At 44.7% G+C, this 17,733-nt stretch carries 17 protein-coding genes, 1 pseudogene and 1 riboswitch; of the genes and pseudogenes, 5 read left to right on the top strand and 13 right to left on the bottom strand.

The window, feature by feature from the left end; translation table 11 throughout:
* The first annotated feature begins 141 nt into the window (after window positions 1-141).
* Both OIM59_RS15500 and OIM59_RS15495 read left to right on the top strand, forming a co-directional pair.
* Window positions 142-1,569: a sensor histidine kinase KdpD gene (locus tag OIM59_RS15500; protein ID WP_299167765.1), complete on the top strand. Its 1,428-nt coding sequence runs from the start codon at window positions 142-144 to the stop codon at window positions 1,567-1,569.
* 6 nt (window positions 1,570-1,575) lie between these two features.
* Window positions 1,576-2,253 (top strand): response regulator transcription factor, encoded by a 678-nt coding sequence (locus OIM59_RS15495; RefSeq protein ID WP_299167764.1) that lies wholly within the window; start codon window positions 1,576-1,578, stop codon window positions 2,251-2,253.
* A 24-nt stretch (window positions 2,254-2,277) separates the two neighbouring features.
* Here OIM59_RS15495 and rhuM read toward each other — a convergent pair.
* Window positions 2,278-2,927: pseudogene (rhuM, locus tag OIM59_RS15490) on the bottom strand (RhuM family protein); the annotation flags it as partial.
* 20 nt (window positions 2,928-2,947) lie between these two features.
* On the opposite strand from rhuM, the gene OIM59_RS15485 reads away from it, so the two are divergent.
* Window positions 2,948-4,270 carry a hypothetical protein gene (locus OIM59_RS15485; protein ID WP_299167763.1) on the top strand — a complete coding sequence of 441 codons (1,323 nt, stop codon included), beginning with the start codon at window positions 2,948-2,950 and terminating at the stop codon, window positions 4,268-4,270.
* A gap of 117 nt (window positions 4,271-4,387) precedes the next feature.
* On the opposite strand, the gene OIM59_RS15480 is transcribed toward OIM59_RS15485, so the two are convergent.
* The 12 genes from OIM59_RS15480 to OIM59_RS15425 form a co-directional block, all read right to left on the bottom strand.
* A complete protein-coding gene (locus OIM59_RS15480) occupies window positions 4,388-5,317 on the bottom strand; it encodes a DnaJ C-terminal domain-containing protein (RefSeq protein ID WP_022355192.1) in 930 nt (309 codons plus the stop codon).
* An 87-nt stretch (window positions 5,318-5,404) separates the two neighbouring features.
* A complete protein-coding gene (locus OIM59_RS15475; protein WP_072543796.1) occupies window positions 5,405-5,836 on the bottom strand; it encodes an Hsp20/alpha crystallin family protein in 432 nt (143 codons plus the stop codon).
* 303 nt (window positions 5,837-6,139) lie between these two features.
* Complete coding sequence (locus OIM59_RS15470; RefSeq protein WP_299167762.1) at window positions 6,140-6,892, bottom strand: hypothetical protein; 753 nt, start codon at window positions 6,890-6,892, stop codon at window positions 6,140-6,142.
* Window positions 6,889-7,671, bottom strand: a complete 783-nt coding sequence (locus OIM59_RS15465) for a hypothetical protein (RefSeq protein ID WP_299167761.1) — start codon at window positions 7,669-7,671, stop codon at window positions 6,889-6,891. The genes OIM59_RS15470 and OIM59_RS15465 overlap by 4 nt, the downstream gene beginning before the upstream one ends.
* Window position 7,672: 1 nt before the next feature.
* On the bottom strand, window positions 7,673-9,094 hold the full coding sequence (locus OIM59_RS15460; protein ID WP_299167759.1) for a hypothetical protein: 1,422 nt from the start codon (window positions 9,092-9,094) through the stop codon (window positions 7,673-7,675).
* Between the two features lie 7 nt (window positions 9,095-9,101).
* A complete protein-coding gene (locus tag OIM59_RS15455; protein WP_303897620.1) occupies window positions 9,102-10,421 on the bottom strand; it encodes a hypothetical protein in 1,320 nt (439 codons plus the stop codon).
* A 252-nt stretch (window positions 10,422-10,673) separates the two neighbouring features.
* Window positions 10,674-11,108 (bottom strand): arsenate reductase ArsC, encoded by a 435-nt coding sequence (locus tag OIM59_RS15450; RefSeq protein ID WP_299167754.1) that lies wholly within the window; start codon window positions 11,106-11,108, stop codon window positions 10,674-10,676.
* A 22-nt stretch (window positions 11,109-11,130) separates the two neighbouring features.
* Entirely contained in the window at window positions 11,131-12,099 is a 969-nt protein-coding gene (locus OIM59_RS15445; protein ID WP_299167752.1) for a permease, read from the bottom strand.
* A 249-nt stretch (window positions 12,100-12,348) separates the two neighbouring features.
* Complete coding sequence (locus OIM59_RS15440) at window positions 12,349-12,585, bottom strand: thioredoxin family protein (protein WP_299167750.1); 237 nt, start codon at window positions 12,583-12,585, stop codon at window positions 12,349-12,351.
* A gap of 21 nt (window positions 12,586-12,606) precedes the next feature.
* Window positions 12,607-13,314, bottom strand: coding sequence for an aromatic aminobenezylarsenical efflux permease ArsG family transporter (locus OIM59_RS15435; RefSeq protein ID WP_299167748.1), 708 nt, complete (start codon window positions 13,312-13,314; stop codon window positions 12,607-12,609).
* 3 nt (window positions 13,315-13,317) lie between these two features.
* Window positions 13,318-13,761, bottom strand: coding sequence for a nitrophenyl compound nitroreductase subunit ArsF family protein (locus tag OIM59_RS15430; protein WP_299167746.1), 444 nt, complete (start codon window positions 13,759-13,761; stop codon window positions 13,318-13,320).
* A 65-nt stretch (window positions 13,762-13,826) separates the two neighbouring features.
* Window positions 13,827-14,153 carry a helix-turn-helix transcriptional regulator gene (locus OIM59_RS15425; protein WP_299167744.1) on the bottom strand — a complete coding sequence of 109 codons (327 nt, stop codon included), beginning with the start codon at window positions 14,151-14,153 and terminating at the stop codon, window positions 13,827-13,829.
* 124 nt (window positions 14,154-14,277) lie between these two features.
* Window positions 14,278-14,480: riboswitch (cobalamin riboswitch) on the top strand.
* Between the two features lie 83 nt (window positions 14,481-14,563).
* Here OIM59_RS15425 and OIM59_RS15420 point away from each other — a divergent pair.
* Both OIM59_RS15420 and OIM59_RS15415 read left to right on the top strand, forming a co-directional pair.
* On the top strand, window positions 14,564-16,546 hold the full coding sequence (locus OIM59_RS15420) for a TonB-dependent receptor (protein WP_303898263.1): 1,983 nt from the start codon (window positions 14,564-14,566) through the stop codon (window positions 16,544-16,546).
* A 5-nt stretch (window positions 16,547-16,551) separates the two neighbouring features.
* Window positions 16,552-17,703, top strand: coding sequence for a YncE family protein (locus OIM59_RS15415; protein WP_299167742.1), 1,152 nt, complete (start codon window positions 16,552-16,554; stop codon window positions 17,701-17,703).
* Window positions 17,704-17,733 lie beyond the last annotated feature (30 nt).

The following is a 17,733-nucleotide window of genomic DNA, read 5'->3' as shown; positions in this document are numbered from 1 at the left end:
CTGATGCGGCAAAGGTAAACGGTGGTGCGGCGAGTAATGGAAAAAAGTTATTACTGAAATATTATCCTCTTCAAATTGGGAGGGTGGACATACCTTGTAAATCGCATAAGGTTTTTATTTTTGTGGAAAAGAATTTGAAAGATGGGAAAACAAATCAAGCTGGTGTGGATATTGACAATCGTAACCGCCTTGCTGGTGATTGGCGGGCAGGTGTATTGGTTGTACCAACAATATACCTATACGGCGTTGGCCTATATGGCCCGGTTGAATGATACCCTGCTGGTGCTTCAGGATAAGAATTTTACGTTGGCACTGGATGCCAACCATGCCATCAAGATGGTGGACGCGAACCGGGCAACGAAAGATTCTGATTTGGTCAAGCTGGGATATTCTCTGAAAATGAATTTTGAGGAAGGGAAGGCTGAATCGTATGTCAGATTTTCTAAATTATATGATGCGGATTCGTTGGGGAATTTGCATCTGGTAGACTCATTTAATGTCACCGGTTTGTCTCTTGACGAGGTTGTGAATGCAAGCTTGCATTACACAAAGTATGCAGACCGACCGTTTGATTTGCAGGCGTTAGATTCGCTCTTCACCAGCCACCACATTCATGCGACGGATTGGCAGCTGGTCAAACTTGACTCCTTTCTTTGGCAGGGGACGTATGTGGTGGAGAAATCATGCATGAGGTATCGCATGAAATTTATTTATCCCTACAATCCTTTTGTCCGCGATGCGGTGACGGGCTATGTCGACCTGCCGACAAACCCGTTGTTGAAAGAGATGGGGTGGCAGCTGGTCGGTTCGCTGATACTGATTCTGTTGTTGATTTTCTGTCTGATTTATCAGGTACGGACCATCTTGAAACAATACAAGCTGGATGAGCTGAGGAAAGGTTTTGTCAATACGATGATTCACGAGCTGAAACGTCCGGTGCAGACCTTGAAAATGTGTGTGGCGTTCTTGAACAACAAGCGGATGCGGAAAGATGAGCAGATGATGGATGAGGTGGTGAAAGACTCCATGTTCGAACTTGATAATCTTTCGGCTTATCTGGTGAAGGTACGCGAAATGACACGGGCGGATGATGAGCAGACCCCGCTCTCGGTGCGTTTGTTCAATTTGAGCGAGACTTTGGAGAAATTGTTGAGGCTGACCGTAATTCCGGCTGACAAGCATGTACGTTTTGAAACCCGGCTCACTCCTAATCCGTTGTGGGTAACTGCCGATTCCGTACATCTCACGAATAGCATCAGTAACTTGGTGGAAAATGCCATAAAGTACTCGGGTAATGAGGTGTGTATTCGTATCAGTGCATCGCTGGCAGAAGGGAAACTGGTAATACGGGTAGCCGACAATGGTTTCGGTATTTCCTCCCAAGACCAGTTGCATATTTTCGACAAGTTCTACCGTTCGGAGCAGATGGTCGGCCGCGGTTTGCCAGGAATTGGCCTGGGACTGAGTTATGTAAAGCTGATGGTGGAAGCCCATGGAGGGACTGTGGGTGTAGAAAGTATATTGGGTAGAGGTTCAGTTTTTACCCTCGAGATTCCTCAATCAAAATGACGATGTATGAAACACTTGAAGATTCTTTTTGCAGACGACGATTTGAAATATGCCCTGATTCTGAAACGTTTTCTGGAAGCCGAGGGGTATGAGGTGTTCTATGCCGGCAACGGACGGATTGCTTTGGAGCAGTATCCCGAAGTGAAGCCCGATCTGGTATTGCTGGATATCAATATGCCCGAGGTGAATGGATATGAGGTGGCCCGACAGATTCGGGAGCATGACCGGCATGTGTTGATTTTCTTTCTGACAGACCGTTCCGACAAGACAGATCGTCTGGAAGGTTTTAAGGTGCGGGCCAATGATTATCTGGCCAAACCTTTCTACCCGGAGGAACTGATTGCCCGGATTCAGGAGCGTTTCGGAGAGGTGGAAGATACGGTGGATAAGGAAGTCTATCCGTTGGGGCATACCACTTTTGATTACACGAACAATGAATTACGTACCCAAGCCAACAAGGTGATGATTACTTCCCGTCAGGCAGAAATTCTCCGTATGCTGATTAAGAACCGGGACTCTGTGGTGAGCAGAGAGCAGTTGCTGGAGCACGTCTGGGGAGACACTTCGTATGCGAATTCTTTGGCTTTGAATGTGCAGATTACGTACCTGCGCAAGGCTTTGAAAGGAGATTCATCGGTCAAGATCGAATCTGTGACGAAAAAAGGCTATGTGCTGCGAGGATAGACTGAAGACAGCCTCAATCCATATTTAGCGCAAGGAATGTTTTCTGATACAGTTCATGATAATGCTAACCATCATTTCCTTTTCCTCAATTCTGGATTCGGCAATCATGATTGTAAGTGCCACAAGTGTATAATCTGCTATTCTCTTGTACCCATTCTCATCGTATAGGATACCGTTCTTGTCGAGGAAATATAGAAAAATCGTTGCTGCAATACGTTTGTTCCCGTCACTGAAGCTATGATTTTTGGTGACAAAGTAAAGCAAGTTGGCTGCTTTTTCTTCCACGGTAGGATAGACATCTTCACCGCCAAAACTCTGGTATATATTACCGATGCTACCTTTTTGGTTTCAAGTTCATTTTGGGTACGTTTCATGATTCGTATCACCTCGCCCAGTTGTTGTAACCGCTGGTCGTTGATGGCATAGCCTTTGATTATGTATTCAGAAAGTACTGAGTTGGCCCATTTTCGGAATGCTACCCCTCTTTTTGATTTTATTCTATATCCTACTGAGATAATAATATCTAAATTGTAATATTCAGTCTGTTGAGTCTGTGTTTTCCCGGGCATAGCACCATGCTGAGTGGTGGTCGCAAATTTTGCGATTACCACTTGACCTTCTAATTCTTCATGCATGGCATTGTGAATATGCTTACCAATTGTTTTGACATCTCGTCGGATTGTTTGAATATGGAATGGATAATGAATCCTGTTGTGGAACTTTATTTTTACGCTGGTATAAAAGCGAATATTTTTATGTAAATTTGGAAGAGTTTTTAAACAGTGTTATTGGTATGCAATTTAGTTGGATTCCCTATTATAAAGAATTTGCAGATAAATTAATGCAGTTTCAGAGCAATAGAACATCATTACTTGCTTTGATTTATAAGCACCGTGATGAATTACTTGCTAAATATCTTCATGACCAGAATGGTGAAGAAGATTTATTGGTAGATATAGATCCATTCACTGTATTTGGTTTGTTTAATAGAGGTATTAGCTTTGAGAATCGGTTAAATTCAACAGAATTATTTAAACGTGAATTTCAGATGAAAGCGGATGTACCTCATGACTTTAATGGCATTCCTGTGCTGAATAATCAAAAATCTCATTTTTTTGGTTTTAGATCTCGCCGGAAAAAGGATGATATTCAAAATCTTTGGAACTTGTTTGTCAAGGTTGTTAATAATGAGGATTTTGAAACAGAGTATAATAAGGTTATTACGCAGTATATTATTAATGTCAATATTACAATGGGATTGTTTTGGATTCGTCCAAACGACTTTTTGGCTTTTGATAGCACAAATAGAAAATACTTGAAAGAACAGTACGATATTGTTTTGCCAAAGAAGGTTCCAGAATACTCTGAATATATGGATATCTTGAATGATATAAAAAAGGGTATGGCTTCGAATAGAATTAAAGAGAATTCATTTTATGAGCTTTCTGCCAATGCAAATATGGGTAGCGACGTTTCACTTGTGGAGCAATTGCCAGATTTAGATTGGTATGACGAAAAAGTGCTTATATGGAAACGGATAAAGAATATTATTCTTTGTGGAGCTCCGGGTACAGGGAAGACATACACTATTCCTGAACTTGTCGTTAGACTTTGTGACGATGACTTTGAGGCGAATAAAATAAGTAGAGAAGAACTTGTGAGAAGGTATAACCAACTTAAGCAAGATAAACGTGTTGTGTTTACAACATTCCATCAATCAATGGATTATGAAGATTGGATAGAAGGATTACGTCCTGTTGTGGGTGATAATGGTCAGGTGACCTATGAGATTGAGAGCGGTATCTTTAAAAAATTATGTGATGAAGCCACTCGGCCAACGGTGAAAGACAAGCAAATAGGAATTGCTAATAATGCGGTTATTTGGAAAGTTTCATTGGCTGGAACAGGTGACAATCCTGTTCGATCTGATTGTATGAAAAATGGTTACATTCGTATTGGATGGGATGGTTATGTCCGTATCTATAAACTTGGAATCCGTCTTCCGCTGATTCAATAGCACATTTTCCCTCCTCGGATGTAATAGAAATTTCTGTCGGGTAGACTCGTACCCACAAAAACCCCGTAGGAGGCCTCCACATTTGCGGAAACCTCCTACGGGGTTGCTTATATCTTATCAGCTGGCAGCACGCAGCTGGTTGAACAAATCTTTCTGTTTTTCGGTCAATGAAGTCGGTATCTTCACGTTGTACGTTACAATCATGTCGCCAAACTGACCGGGTTGTTTGTAGACCGGGAATCCTTTGCCCCTCAAACGTACCTGCGTACCGTTCTGTGTGCCCGGTTTTACTTTCAACCGGACCATACCGTCCATGGTTCTTACCTGTACTTCTCCACCCAGTACGGCGGTGTACAAGTCGACATCCACGTGGGTATAAAGGTCGTCGCCTTCCCGTTCAAAAGTAGCATCCTTGTCAATCACGAAAGTGATGTACAAGTCACCGTTTTCTGCTCCGTTCATGCCCTTCTCTCCGTAGCCTTTCAGCCGGATGGTCTGCCCGTCGGCTACTCCCGCCGGGACGGTGATACGGATGTTCTCACCGTTGACGCTGAACGTCTGCTTGTGGGTGACGTATGCTTCACTGAGTGACAGATGCATCTGGGCCTCTATGTCGCCACCCTTGGCCCGCATGCTGTATCCTCCACGGCCACCGCTTCTGTGTCCGAAGAGTTGTTCGAAGAAGTCTGAGAAACCGCTTGCGCCTGCTCCTCCGAATCCTCCGCTGAACTCGTCGCCATTCATGGAGTACCAGTAGCCTGAGCCACCGTTCTCCTGCTGGGCCCGACTGTATGCCTCACGTTCCTGCTTGAATTCATCAGCGTGTTTCCAGTGTTCCCCATATTCATCGTATTTCTTTCGCTTTTCCGGATCGCTCAATACTTCATGGGCTTCATTCACCTGCTGGAACTTTCCTTCCGCCGATGGGTCATCCTTGTTCAGGTCAGGATGGTATTTCTTTGCCAGCTTCCGGTAGGCTTGCTTGATTTCATCCTGTGTGGCATTACGGTCAACACCCAATATTTTATAGTAATCAATAAATGCCATATATCAATCGTTTTTAGTGGGTTCCAGAATAAAAAACTCTCGCCCGCAGGTAAGTGCAGACGAGAGCTTTTCGGTTAATTGTTATGATTAATGTATCTCAATCACACGGTTGACCTTTGCTTTTTCTTCCTGAGAATACTTCGGCAATTCAATTGTCAACACTCCATTGGCCACGTTTGCACTGATTTTTTCTTTATCGACGTTGTCAGGCAAATAAAGTGACTGTTGGAATTTTGAGTAAGAGAACTCGCGTCTCAAGTATTTCTTGTTTTCTTTGTTCTCGTTTTCGGTTTTCTTTTCCATTGAAATGACGAGTTCGTTTTCTTCACCCAAATGAATGTTGAAATCGTCTTTGGTCATTCCCGGAACTGCAACTTCTACCTTGTAGTCTTTGTCGCTTTCCACTACATTGATTGCAGGGGCAGTAGCGTTAGCTTTCACCATCCAATCGTTATCAAAGAAATCATTAAAGATACTTGGTAACCAGTTCTGATTGTAATATTTTCTAGTCGGCATCATAGTTGTAATCTCCTATATTTTATTTTTTTATTATCAATTTGTTTCTGAACCCGGACTCCTTGAGGTCTTTCAACTTCTTGAGGTTCAAGTTCACTTCTCTATTTGCAAAGGCTGTGCCACAAATGAGTGACGCAGAGGATTTCTTTTAAATCATTTTGATAAGTATTTCGTTATGAGTGGGTTATATACATTCCCTTCATTCGTTGGGAGTTATGAATTCTGTATGCTTTTAGAAAATAGCAACAAATTGTCAGTCTTGTACTATATAATGTAAGACAGAATGTCTAATTTTCCGACAAATTGTCATTTCTCGTTGTTTAATCTGATGAGGTCTCCATTTGTTAATAAGAGATATAATAGTTTCAGGTCTTTCCATATCTTTTTTGCTCCAATGGAAAAAATGGTGTATTCTTTATCTGGACATTTAAGTATAACATCTTCTTCAGTAGCATAAAGAATGTTTTCATTTAGAAAAATGAATGACTGAATGTTTCTGAATTCTTGTAATAAAAGGGTAGGTTTTCCATCCTGAATTTGATATATCTGGCTTCCTATGGCTAGGTAAAGATGGTCACCATATTCATGGATGTCAAAGACAGGTTCTTTAGTTTTGAGTAGTTGCTTGATTTTTTTATCTTTATAGGTGAGCATAGCCACTACATTATACTCATCGTTTTCGTATACGATGTAAAATTTATTGGAGCATCCGGGATAAAGAATAAAGTCGGTGGTGTCAAACTGATATAGAGGGTGGGTGGTTCCATTATGTACATACTGTATTTTTTCTTTATTTTTGATCAGTATCCGATTGTCTGAAGTATAAACAGCTTGATCAGCTGTGAGGCCATCGGCCCATTGGTATTCTTTTAAGTCTTCCGTTTCCAGATTATATAATACGCTATCCATCAGCAGGTAGATGCCATTCCCGGGAATTAATAAGATAGAAGTCGGTGATAATTCTAACTCGTCATGGGTGGAAATGACGGTTATATCCTTTTGTGCTATGGTTGGTCGGCAAAAGAAGTATAAAGTTAATATCACAAAGAGTTTTTTCATGGCGTTTGAAGAGTGGGAGTGAATTGGATTTGGATAACAGTTTGATTTTTCAGTGTGCAAAATAAGGTATGTTGTATATAGTCCAACCTTTGTATAGAATTAGTTGTTGCCAATGAGTTCAGTTCGCCTTTTGCGGAAAGTGAGAGCAGTTCTTCTTGTGTAGCAATGAATATGTAATCAGAATCACTTAACGCAAAGGAGGTAATGGGGACTTCTGAGTGGTAGAGTCTTTTTATTCTTTTGTCATTCAGGAGGTATAAGTTGTGCTGGTCTGATACAAAAATGAGATTTTCTATCAGGCACACATGGGTAATGGCTGATTCAAGATGATAGGATGATTTTATCTGCTGTTCTTTTACGGAATATACATACAAGGTGGTATCTTTGTCGGTAAAATAAGCTATATCCATGTTACTGTTGACGGAGATATGTATTGGATAGGACGGGGTATAAAATAGTTTCTTACGATGAAACATTTCGTCTGTCAGATAGACAATGCTGTCTGACGTTAAAATATACCCTTGCCATGCCGGTTGCACGTCATCTGCATTAATGCCGATATTGCTGTAAAATATTAAGGAATCTTGTGCATTGAAAATAAATGCCCGATGCTCTTTTACAACCAGTAAGTTCCCGTTCAAATCATTCCGACATAAGATTTTCTCCATCGGGTTTTTCCAGAAGATATTCGATGTTTTTATTTCTTGTGCGCCTGCATTAAAAGACAAGTTGGATATGATAAGAAATACAATGTATAGGAGGTAGTGAAGTTTTATCATATTACTTTAGGAACATTTTCCATGTATTATACCTTAATTGGTCAGTTTTTAGTTTCATATATCTTCCCTGTGGCGTGTTGTTTGACTCCCATGGACTGTCAAATTCCTGACTTAATTGTTTGGACACATGATCATCCACTTTTTCTTTTTGCCTTTTCAAGAATTCATCAATCTCTTCAGGTGGAGTATTGGGGTTATTAATGCTGTTAATTATAAGAGGTTTCAAATTTGTCATATAATTTATGTAGTATTTCTCCATGAATTGGCTGTTTGGGGCTATTTTATTAGCTGTATTTCTCACTGAACTTAAACCTGTAGCCTGTGCGAGCAAGGACTCAGCTTTTGATTTGCCCTTATTGATTATACGTTGAGGCTGTGTAGATGTTATGTTGGTAAAAGCATCTGTGATTTTATTGGTGGTTATTTCGACTTGGCTGCCTATGGATTTTATTTCTGGATGTGCGGCAGTAAAATCAGACCATTCTGCTCTGACTTTGTTGCATAATTTATGTAATTGTTGTTTGTAGGATGGAGTATTCATTCGTTCTAGAATTGCATCTATCCTACCTTGTTCAATCATTATTCTGAAATTATGTTCTTTCGCTTTCATTTCTTCGTCTAGATTGCAAATGTCCGGACTGTCATATTTCCAACCTTTGCGTAGGTTGATACTGAGAAAGGATTTATTGATATCTATACCTTGTATTTCATTTGCTATCTGGGTTAAATTGGAGGAATGAATATTTTTTTCCGTATTGGTTTCATTGGTATGGTGGTCATCATACCACCCGGAAAATTGTCGTTCTATTGATGTCTCTATATTTTGGCTGTTCATTATGTATTCTTTTTGACTCTCCATCTGGTATATTCGTTTGCGTACTTGGGCATTGGCTTTTCTTGCCGCGTTGCGTGTTGCATTTACGGCTTGTTGGATGCGAGCATCTCGGTGTTGGTCTTCATACGCGTTGCGTCTTGTTGTTTGAACTCGGTTCGGTTTATTGGGCTTTTGGTGTATCTGTACCCGATTTCCTCGTAGCCGTTGTTGTTGTTTCACGTGTGTTCTACGTGTTCGGGCCTCATTGTCATCTACCATTTGTATGCCTCCTGAGCGTATCACTCTTACAGAAGCTTTTTCTGTCGGGGGGTGCTGCGTAGGGATTGTTGGAATTCTTATGTTAAGATCATGTAAGGCTTTTATACTTCCGTCCATATCCAATCCTTTTCTCTGTATCTCATTATAATATCGTTCGTTCCTGTCGGAGATATTTTCTTTTTCTGCCATACTTTCGAGTACATCCATTATTTTTCCTGCTTGAGTAGCATTGTTCATCGTGTTGGAATAATAGTTTTCCCAGCTTCCTTGCGCATTACACCACAATGTAATTGTTGTAAAGAATAATAAAATAATATTTGTTTTCTTCATGTCAGATTTATTCTTGAGGTTCAGTATTTTCATAACGTTGTAACAAGAGGTCGTAATTTCTCAGATTAAATTTAGATTTCCACATTCTGTTCATTATGTTGTTTACAATCCAACCGTAAGGCATACAAATGAAACATGCAATTCGTTTGCCCAGCCTTTTTTTACGTTCTTTGTATAACTGGCTGTTCTCATATACAGTTTTATTTACAGGCTGTTCATACATAATGATTTTTTGTTTTTTGATGAAGGATATGTCTTCATCAGGATATAATTTGTAGAAAGATAAAGGATATACTTTTTCTGAACTTTGGGTGCTGTCTTTTGAACAGACCTTGGTAGAGATTATTTTCATTTCTCCTTTTAAGAGACCATATTTATGGATGTCTTTTTGTAATTTGAAATCGATGATATGAATGGTGTTTTGGGACTTTGCGGCCTCTAATGCGCTGAGATTCATTAAGAGACCAAACGCTGTACCTCCTAGGCGAATAGCGATTTGAGTCCCTGCGCTTACATCTTGTTTTGCTGCCAGTGCACCACTTATTTGTGCATTGACTTCTTCTCCCAATTTTATAAACATCTCTCCTGTCGCCGCAGAACCGATTTTTAGTTCCTGGGTAACAAATCCTATTCGGATAGAATCTTCCTTGAAGCGGAGAACTTGTGATGAATTTAATGACGTGTTGTAGCTATAGTCTGTATTATAGATTTCACAGTCGTTATCCATCGCACAGGAATGGTCGTTAAACATGCCCTTATGTTTTGTAAAACGAAGTATCACTTTAGGAAATATTCTTTTCTCGTCATGTATGCTTGATACCCATACCCCTTCCAGCTCGTTGCTGAGGCGGGCGTGTTCTTTTCTCTCTTTGTATGCTGCGATAAGTTCTTCTATTTGACTAAGTTGTTCTGTGGATGTTCCTGTGGCTTTCATGATTTGTATTTGTTCATACATATCAGATAGTTGGAGAAGTTCTCCATAAATAGAGGCTAACATGCGTGCCGTCGAGAATCTGCGGTCTGGATTAGATGATTGGAGCTCTTGGCAGAACTTTAGCTCAGTAATGGCCTGTTCCAGATTCTGGTTGCGTACGGCATCTAATCCAGAGTTCCAATATTGGGTATAATAATTTTCTATTGTAGATTGATTTGCCTTTTTTAGTTTCTTGGCAAATCCTCCAGACTTCATTTCTTGTACTTGGCCGTTTTTGCTGTAACTGATTTTAGTAGCACTTGTTTTCCAGATTTCAAATAAATCGTTCGTTTGTGCGGATATTTTTGTTCCTGCAAATAGTAATGTAAGGATAATCGTATAGATTATTTTCATAACGGAATGAATTAAGATTAGATTAAACAATAAGTTCTTCCCAAATATGTTGTCAGTTTATTTTCAGAATCGTTCACTTCTATTTCAAAAATAGTCTATATAAATTAAACCTTTGTAGGTACTTATGTTGACACTTGTGGAATAAATTTATGGACAGAGGGGGAGTATTAGAGATAATGCAGGTTATTGCCCCCTTCTCATTCATTGAGTTTAAGGGGGCAGTGTGGTTTTAATAGTTTCGTTGTTCCTATTTTAGGCGTGTATGGCGGAGTTTTTGATTTCCGTGAGATAAAACCGGGTGAAGGCCTCTTTAATTTCATCGCGGACACGGCGGAACTCAGATTCGATGAAGGCTGGTGTACCGGTGGCATGCGACGGGTCATCGAAACCGATGTGCAGCCGTTTTCTCACTTTCCCGGCGAATGTGGGACAGGTGTCGCGGGCACCTCCACATACGGTGATGACATAGTCCCATTCCTGGCCGAGGTAGGTATTGACGTGGGTGGGTATGTGACTGCAAAGGTCGATACCCACTTCTTTCATGACCTTTATGGCCAGGGGATTGACTTGTGTGGCAGGTTCCGTACCGCCGGAATAGACTTCCAGTTTGGGGTCGAGCGATTGCAGGAAGCCGTGAGCCATTTGGCTACGGCAACTGTTTCCAGTGCAAAGAATCAGGATTCTCATACGATATACATAGAATAAAGGGTTATAAAATCAGATTGAACAAATATCCGGAGAGGATGATGAAGAAGGCGACTGTGCCGAAAAAGATGCCAATCAGTTTCCAGGTCATGACCTTTTTGAGCAGGGTGGCTTCGGGCAAGGAGAGCCCTACTACGGCCATCATGAAGGCAATGGCGGTGCCCATGGGGATGCCTTTGGCTACGAAGACCTCAATGACAGGTACGATGCCTGCCGCATTGGCATACATCGGAACGGCCAGAATGACGGAAAGGGGAACAGCCAGCCAGTTGTCTTTCGACATGTATTGCTCGAAAAAGCCCTCGGGTATAAAACCGTGCATGAAAGCCCCGATACCGATTCCAATCAGAATATATACCAGCACGCCACTGACTATTTTCCAGGCTTCACGGGTGATGCTGGGAAGGCGTTTGAAGAAGGTGGTCTGGTCTTTTTCCCATTCATCGGCTTGGGCAGAAGAAGTAGCCTGAATCTGACGTACCCAGTCGCTGAGGTAAGGCGACAGTTTCATCCGTCCCAGTGCGAAGCCGCCGATAACGCCCAGCAGGATGCCGCTCAGCACGTAGATAAGGGTGACTTTCAAGCCGAAGGAGCCGAGGAACATGGCTACGGCCACTTCATTCACCAGCGGGGAGGTAATCAGAAAGGCGAAAGTGACTCCCAGCGGGATGCCTCCTTTCACAAAACCGATGAACAGCGGGATGGAGGAACACGAGCAGAAGGGGGTGATGGCTCCGAAAAGGGCGGCCAGCAGATATTGCAGGCCATACATTTTGTGGGTAACCAGATAGTTGCGCAGCCGTTCAATAGGGAAATACGCATTGACGATGCCCATCAGGACGTTGATGAAGAACAGCAGTATCAGAATTTTCAGGGTATCGTAGAAGAAGAAGTTTACGGCGGTACCCAATGGGGTATCGGCACTCAGTCCGAACAGCCCGTAAACCAGCCAGTCAGCAAATTTCTGTATCATAGTGTGTACAAATAACAAATGAATGTGGATAAAAACGAGGAAAGCGGAAGTCTCGGATAGTTTCTGGAAACGCTGGAATGTATTTGGCAGAACTTACAGTACGTTTTTACGTTTCCTGTCCCGAAAACATACGTTTCCGCCAAGGGAAACGTATGTTTCCCGACTGGAAAACGTACGTTTCTCTATAGGGGAACGTAGAAAATGCGGTGAAAGAATCCTTTCTTCGCCAGGAGATTTTCGTGTTTTCTCTTAGGCGATGCCCAACAGTTCCTTGACTTCTTTTTCCGACGGTACCCGGCCTTTGATTTTCACGGTCTCGTCTATCACTACCGCCGGAGTGGTCATGAGGTGATAGCTCACCATTTCCATGATGTCGTCTACTTTTGTCAGTTTTACGTCGAGGTGATTTTCCCGGATGACTTTTTCGATTACCTGATAGGTGGCTTTGCATTTGGCACAGCCTGGTCCTAAAACTTTAATTTCCATAATGGTCTTTTTATGCTTAAGTTAAACATACATGAGATAACAATAATAAATTCCGATGAGGATGAAAATGGCCCCGACAATGCGGTAGAGCCATTTTTGCAGGGTTTGTATTTTCCCGTAGACGTTTCCCAGCTGCTGTGCGCTGAAGGCCAGTATCCAAGCTGCCAGAAGAACCGGTAGGGCAGTGGCTACTGCAAATACGGCGGGAAGCAAATATCCGGCGGTGGTAGCTGCCGACAGAGGAATCAGCACGCCGAAGTAGAACACACCGCTGGTGGGGCAGAAGGCCAAGGCAAAGAGGATGCCGATGAGCAGTGCGCCCCATCCTCCTTTCCGTGCCAGTCCTTCGGCGTTTCCCTGGAAACCGAACTGCGGCAGGTTGAGTTTGTCTCCCCACAGCATGAACAGGCCGATGAGCAGGAGTGCTGGACCGATGAGCAGCCCTCCATACATACCGATGGCTTGCTGGATGCCGAACAGGCTGGAACCTTCTCGCAGAATCAGCAGGAGAATGATGCCCAGTAGCGTGTAGGCTACGATTCGTCCGAGGGTATAGAGCAGGCCGTTGCGGAAGATGCGCCGGCGGTTTTCGATGTCTTTTCCGATAAATCCGATGGCGGCAATGTTAGTGGCCAGCGGGCAGGGCGAAAGGGCCGTGAGCAGTCCCAGCAGGAAAGCCGTCAGGACGGGGATGGAACTGTTGTCGAGCAGGGTTTGTAGCCATTCCATGATTTATTGCTGCATTTCGTGGATTTTCCTTGCCAGTCCGGCCTGGAAAGTCTCGGGTGATTTCCGGGCATTTTTAAAGGCAAATTCGGTCAGGTTCTCGGCGGTTTCTTGTCCGTTCTTGTGGCGTACAAGGAACAGGGACGACCAGGTGACTTCATATTTTCGGGCCAGCTCCTCGTTTTCAGCTTTGGAGATATCGATGATGCGGAAAGTCAGTCCGGTGTGGTCTGAAGAGACGGTCTGCAGGCTGTCTGTTACAGCTCGGGTGTTCTTTTCGATGGCGATGCACGTGGCGCATCGTTGTTTCCCATGGAAATAGAGCACTTCCACTCCGTCTTTGATGGTTTCAGTCTGTGTTTCCGTTTGTGCCGTGGTCTCATTCCGGGAATTCATTCCACAAGAGGAGAGCAGAAGGCAGGTGGCGAGTAAAAATAGCATTCTTTTCATGTTTCTTTTTTATTTATGTTAGTCTTTCGTAAAACAACGAACGATTAGGACAAAAAAGAGCCTGCTTATTTGCAGCAGCCCTTTTTCTTGCAAACAGGCTGTCCAAAGAAGTCGGCAAACATCTTCTGGGCCAGTGCCCAGTTTTCCTTGTGGATGCAATACTTCACCTTGGGCGGCTCAATTTCTCCCTGAATCAGTCCGGCTTCTTTCAGTTCCTTCAGATGTTGCGAAACCGTAGCTTTGGCTATCGGCAGTTCATCGTGGATGTCGCCGAAGAAACAGCTTTCCTGTTGTAGCAGGAATTGCAGGATGGCCATGCGGGCAGGATGGCCCATGGCCTTGGCAAACCGGGCTATCCGTTCTTGTTCCTCTGTGTATTTTTTAGCAGTCATAGGCTTTTGCTTTGTTTGCTGTTCGCAAAATTACGAATAATGAAATAAATGGGCAACATAAGAGGATTTTTTTAACAAGATAAAATATTTTGTCCGTTTTATAAGAAAAATTTGTCAAATTGTATTACCTTTGCATCGGAATGGTTCCGAGTGTCTGTTCAGGCCCTCGGATGAAAAGGGAATCAGGTGCAAGTCCTGAACAGTCCCGCTGCTGTAAGCTCCATTCAACCTGCTGGAAAAGACTCATGCCACTGATGACTGAACACAATCGGGAAGGCTCCAGGAGGGGAGTAAGTCAGAAGACCTGCCATCATACATGTTAACCACACTCGTGGGATTAGGTGGTTAAAACGATTTGGATTTTCAATTAGTACGGAAAAAGTATGGGTAGACGGAAGTTTCTGTCTGTCATGCTGGGGGGTATCCTATGCCTAGGGAGTGCTGTGCCCCTTCGTTCGCAGAGCAGGCTCGACAGTTTGCAGCATTTGGACGAAGTGGTGGTCACGGTACGTGCGTTGCCCAAGGAAGTGATACCCGTGCAGCAACTGGCGGGTGAACAGCTCAGTCGGCTGTCGTCGCACAGCGTGGCAGATGCCCTGAGGTATTTCTCGGGTTTGCAGATAAAGGATTATGGCGGTGTGGGCGGTCTGAAGACGGTCAATATCCGGAGCATGGGCACGAACCATGTGGGGGTGTTCTACGACGGCGTGGAGCTGGGGAATGCCCAGAACGGGACGGTCGATTTGGGACGTTTCTCGCTCGACAATATGGAGTCTGTCACCTTGTACAACGGACAGAAGAGTGCCATTTTCCAGCCGGCCAAGGATTTCGGTTCGGCAGGTTCCATTTATTTGCAGTCCCGGGTGCCTGTGTTTTCCGGAAAAGAATTGCAGCATGTCAAGGCGACTTTCAAGACGGGTTCGTTCGGGCTGGCCAATCCTTCCCTGCTGTGGGAACGGAAGCTGACGGAGAAGGTGAGCACGTCGTGGAGTGCGGAATACTTGTACACCACGGGAAAATATAAGTTCTCCTACCGCAAGCAGGACGGGTATGATACCACTGCCGTGCGGCAGAACGGTGATGTGAATGCGTTGCGGATGGAAGGGGGCTTTTATGGAAAACTGCCGCGGGGTTATTGGCGGGCGAAGTCGTACTTGTATCGTTCGGAACGGGGATACCCGGGAGCGATTGTGCGCAACAAGTTCTCGCACGAGGACCGGCAGTGGGATACGAATTTCTTTACGCAGGGGGCGTTCAAGAAGGATGTGGCCGACTGGTACAGTCTGATGGCGCACGTGAAATATGCGTATGATTACCTGCATTACCTGGCCGATCCGCACAAGGACGAGTCGCTGATGTACACCAACAATCATTATTACCAGCAGGAAGTGTATGCTTCTCTGGCTAACCGCTGGACGCTGACTCCTTTCTGGGAGGTCAGTCTGTCGGCAGATTACCAGTTCAATCTGCTGAATGCCGACCTGACGGACTTTGCCTATCCTCGCCGGCATACGGAAATGGTGTCAGTGGCTACGGCTTTGGATTATCGCGGATTCAAGCTGCAGGGTAGTCTGTTGGGCACGTTCGTGCAGGAGCGGGTGGAAGGCTCCGGAAGGGCGGCTCCGCATAAGCGGGAGTGGACACCGGCAGTGATTGCTTCGTATCGGCCTTTTCAGAAGGAAGATTTTCACTTGCGGGCCTTTTATAAGCGGATTTTCCGGATGCCTACGCTGAATGATTTGTATTATACCTTTATCGGCAACGTGGATTTGAAGCCGGAGTTTACGGACCAGTTTAATGTGGGGTTCACTTACGGCAAGTCGTGGACCGGCAGCTGGCTGCGTCACCTGGAACTGCAGGTGGATGCGTACTACAATGAGGTGGAGAACAAGATTGTGGCTACCCCGACTTCCAACTTCTTCCGCTGGACGATGGTCAATCTGGGACGGGTGGAAATCCGGGGCGTGGATGCGGCGTTGCAGAGTGTATGGCAGTATGGCAAGCATACGATACTGACGGCCCGGGTGAACTACACCTACCAGAAGGCACAGGATTTTACCGACCCTACGGCAGAGTTTTACGGGGGACAGATTCCGTATATCCCCTGGCACAGCGGTTCGGCAGTGCTCAACTTCAACTGGAAAAAATGGGAAACCAACTATAGCTTTATTTATACCGGCGAGCGATATACCTCGCAAGCCAATATCCCGGTCAATTACCAGCAGCCGTGGTACACGAGTGACTTCTCGGTGGCCCGCCGGCTGGACTGGGGGCCGGGTGAGCTGAAGATGACGCTGGAAGTGAATAATCTGTTCAACCAGCAGTATGAGGTGGTGACGTGTTATCCCATGCCGGGAATCAATTTCAAGTGTATCGTGCAATATAGCTTTTGAGACTTATGAGACGTAGATTTTTAAGATATCTGTGGGTGACGGTTTGTCTGTTCCTGTGGTCGGCTTGCCGGGAAGACCTTCCAGTGCTTCGTTCGGAAAGTGAGGCCGTCAGTCGTCCGGGCAGTCCGCATGAGATAAAGGGAATGTTTGTCCTGAACGAGGGCAACATGGGAAGCAACAAGTGTACCCTCGACTTTCTGGATTTCCGGAGCGGTTTTTACACCCGCAATATTTATCCGGAGCGGAATCCGGAGGTAGTGAAGGAACTGGGTGATGTGGGCAACGACCTGCAGGTGTATGGCAACCGGCTGTATGCGGTCATCAACTGTTCGCATTATGTGGAGGTGATGGATGTGCGTACGGCACAGCATATCGGTAGTGTGAATGTCACCAACTGCCGCTACATCGTTTTTGCGGGCGACAAGGCTTACGTGAGTTCGTATGCCGGTCCGGTGCAGATTGACCCCAATGCCCGTCCGGGAAAGATTGTGGAGTTTGATGTGAATACCTTGCAAATCACCCGGGAGGTGGTGGTGGGCTACCAGCCGGAGGAGATGGTTATCAAGGACGGGCTGCTGTATGTGGCCAATTCGGGAGGTTACCGTTTCCCTAATTACGACCGTACGGTGTCGGTGGTCGATTTGGGTACGTTCGAGGTGGTGAATACCATTGATGTGGCCATCAACCTGCATCGGATGGAGCTGGCGCCCGACGGACTGATTTACGTCAGTTCCCGTGGGGACTATTACGGCACGAAGTCGGACGTGTTTGTCATCGACCCGGAGGCACAGCGGGTGGTTGGCCGGTTGGGAGTGGCTGCCAGCGAGATGTGCATGGACGGCGACGAACTGTACCTGATTAGTGTGGAATGGAGCTATGTGTCGGGAAAAAATGAAATCCGGTACACGTTGTACGACACCCGAAAACGGGAGATTCTTCCCCGGAATTTCATCACGGACGGCACGGAGAAGGATATCAGCATTCCTTACGGGCTTGGGGTGAATCCGGAAACCAAGGAGATTTTCGTGTCGGATGCCACCAACTACGTGACTCCCGGTTATTTGTATTGTTTCTCTCCCGAAGGAAAGCTGAAATGGAAGGTGCGTACCGGGGATATTCCGGCGCATTTTGCCTTTACCTCGGCCGACTTCTATTAGGAAGTGGAAAAAGAATCTTGTAATAATTAT

The sequence above is a fragment of the Bacteroides mediterraneensis genome (genome assembly GCF_025993685.1).
Classification (GTDB): domain Bacteria; phylum Bacteroidota; class Bacteroidia; order Bacteroidales; family Bacteroidaceae; genus Phocaeicola; species Phocaeicola mediterraneensis_A.
Note: the sequence above shows the minus strand (reverse complement) of the source record. Positions and strands in the feature narration are given on the sequence as shown.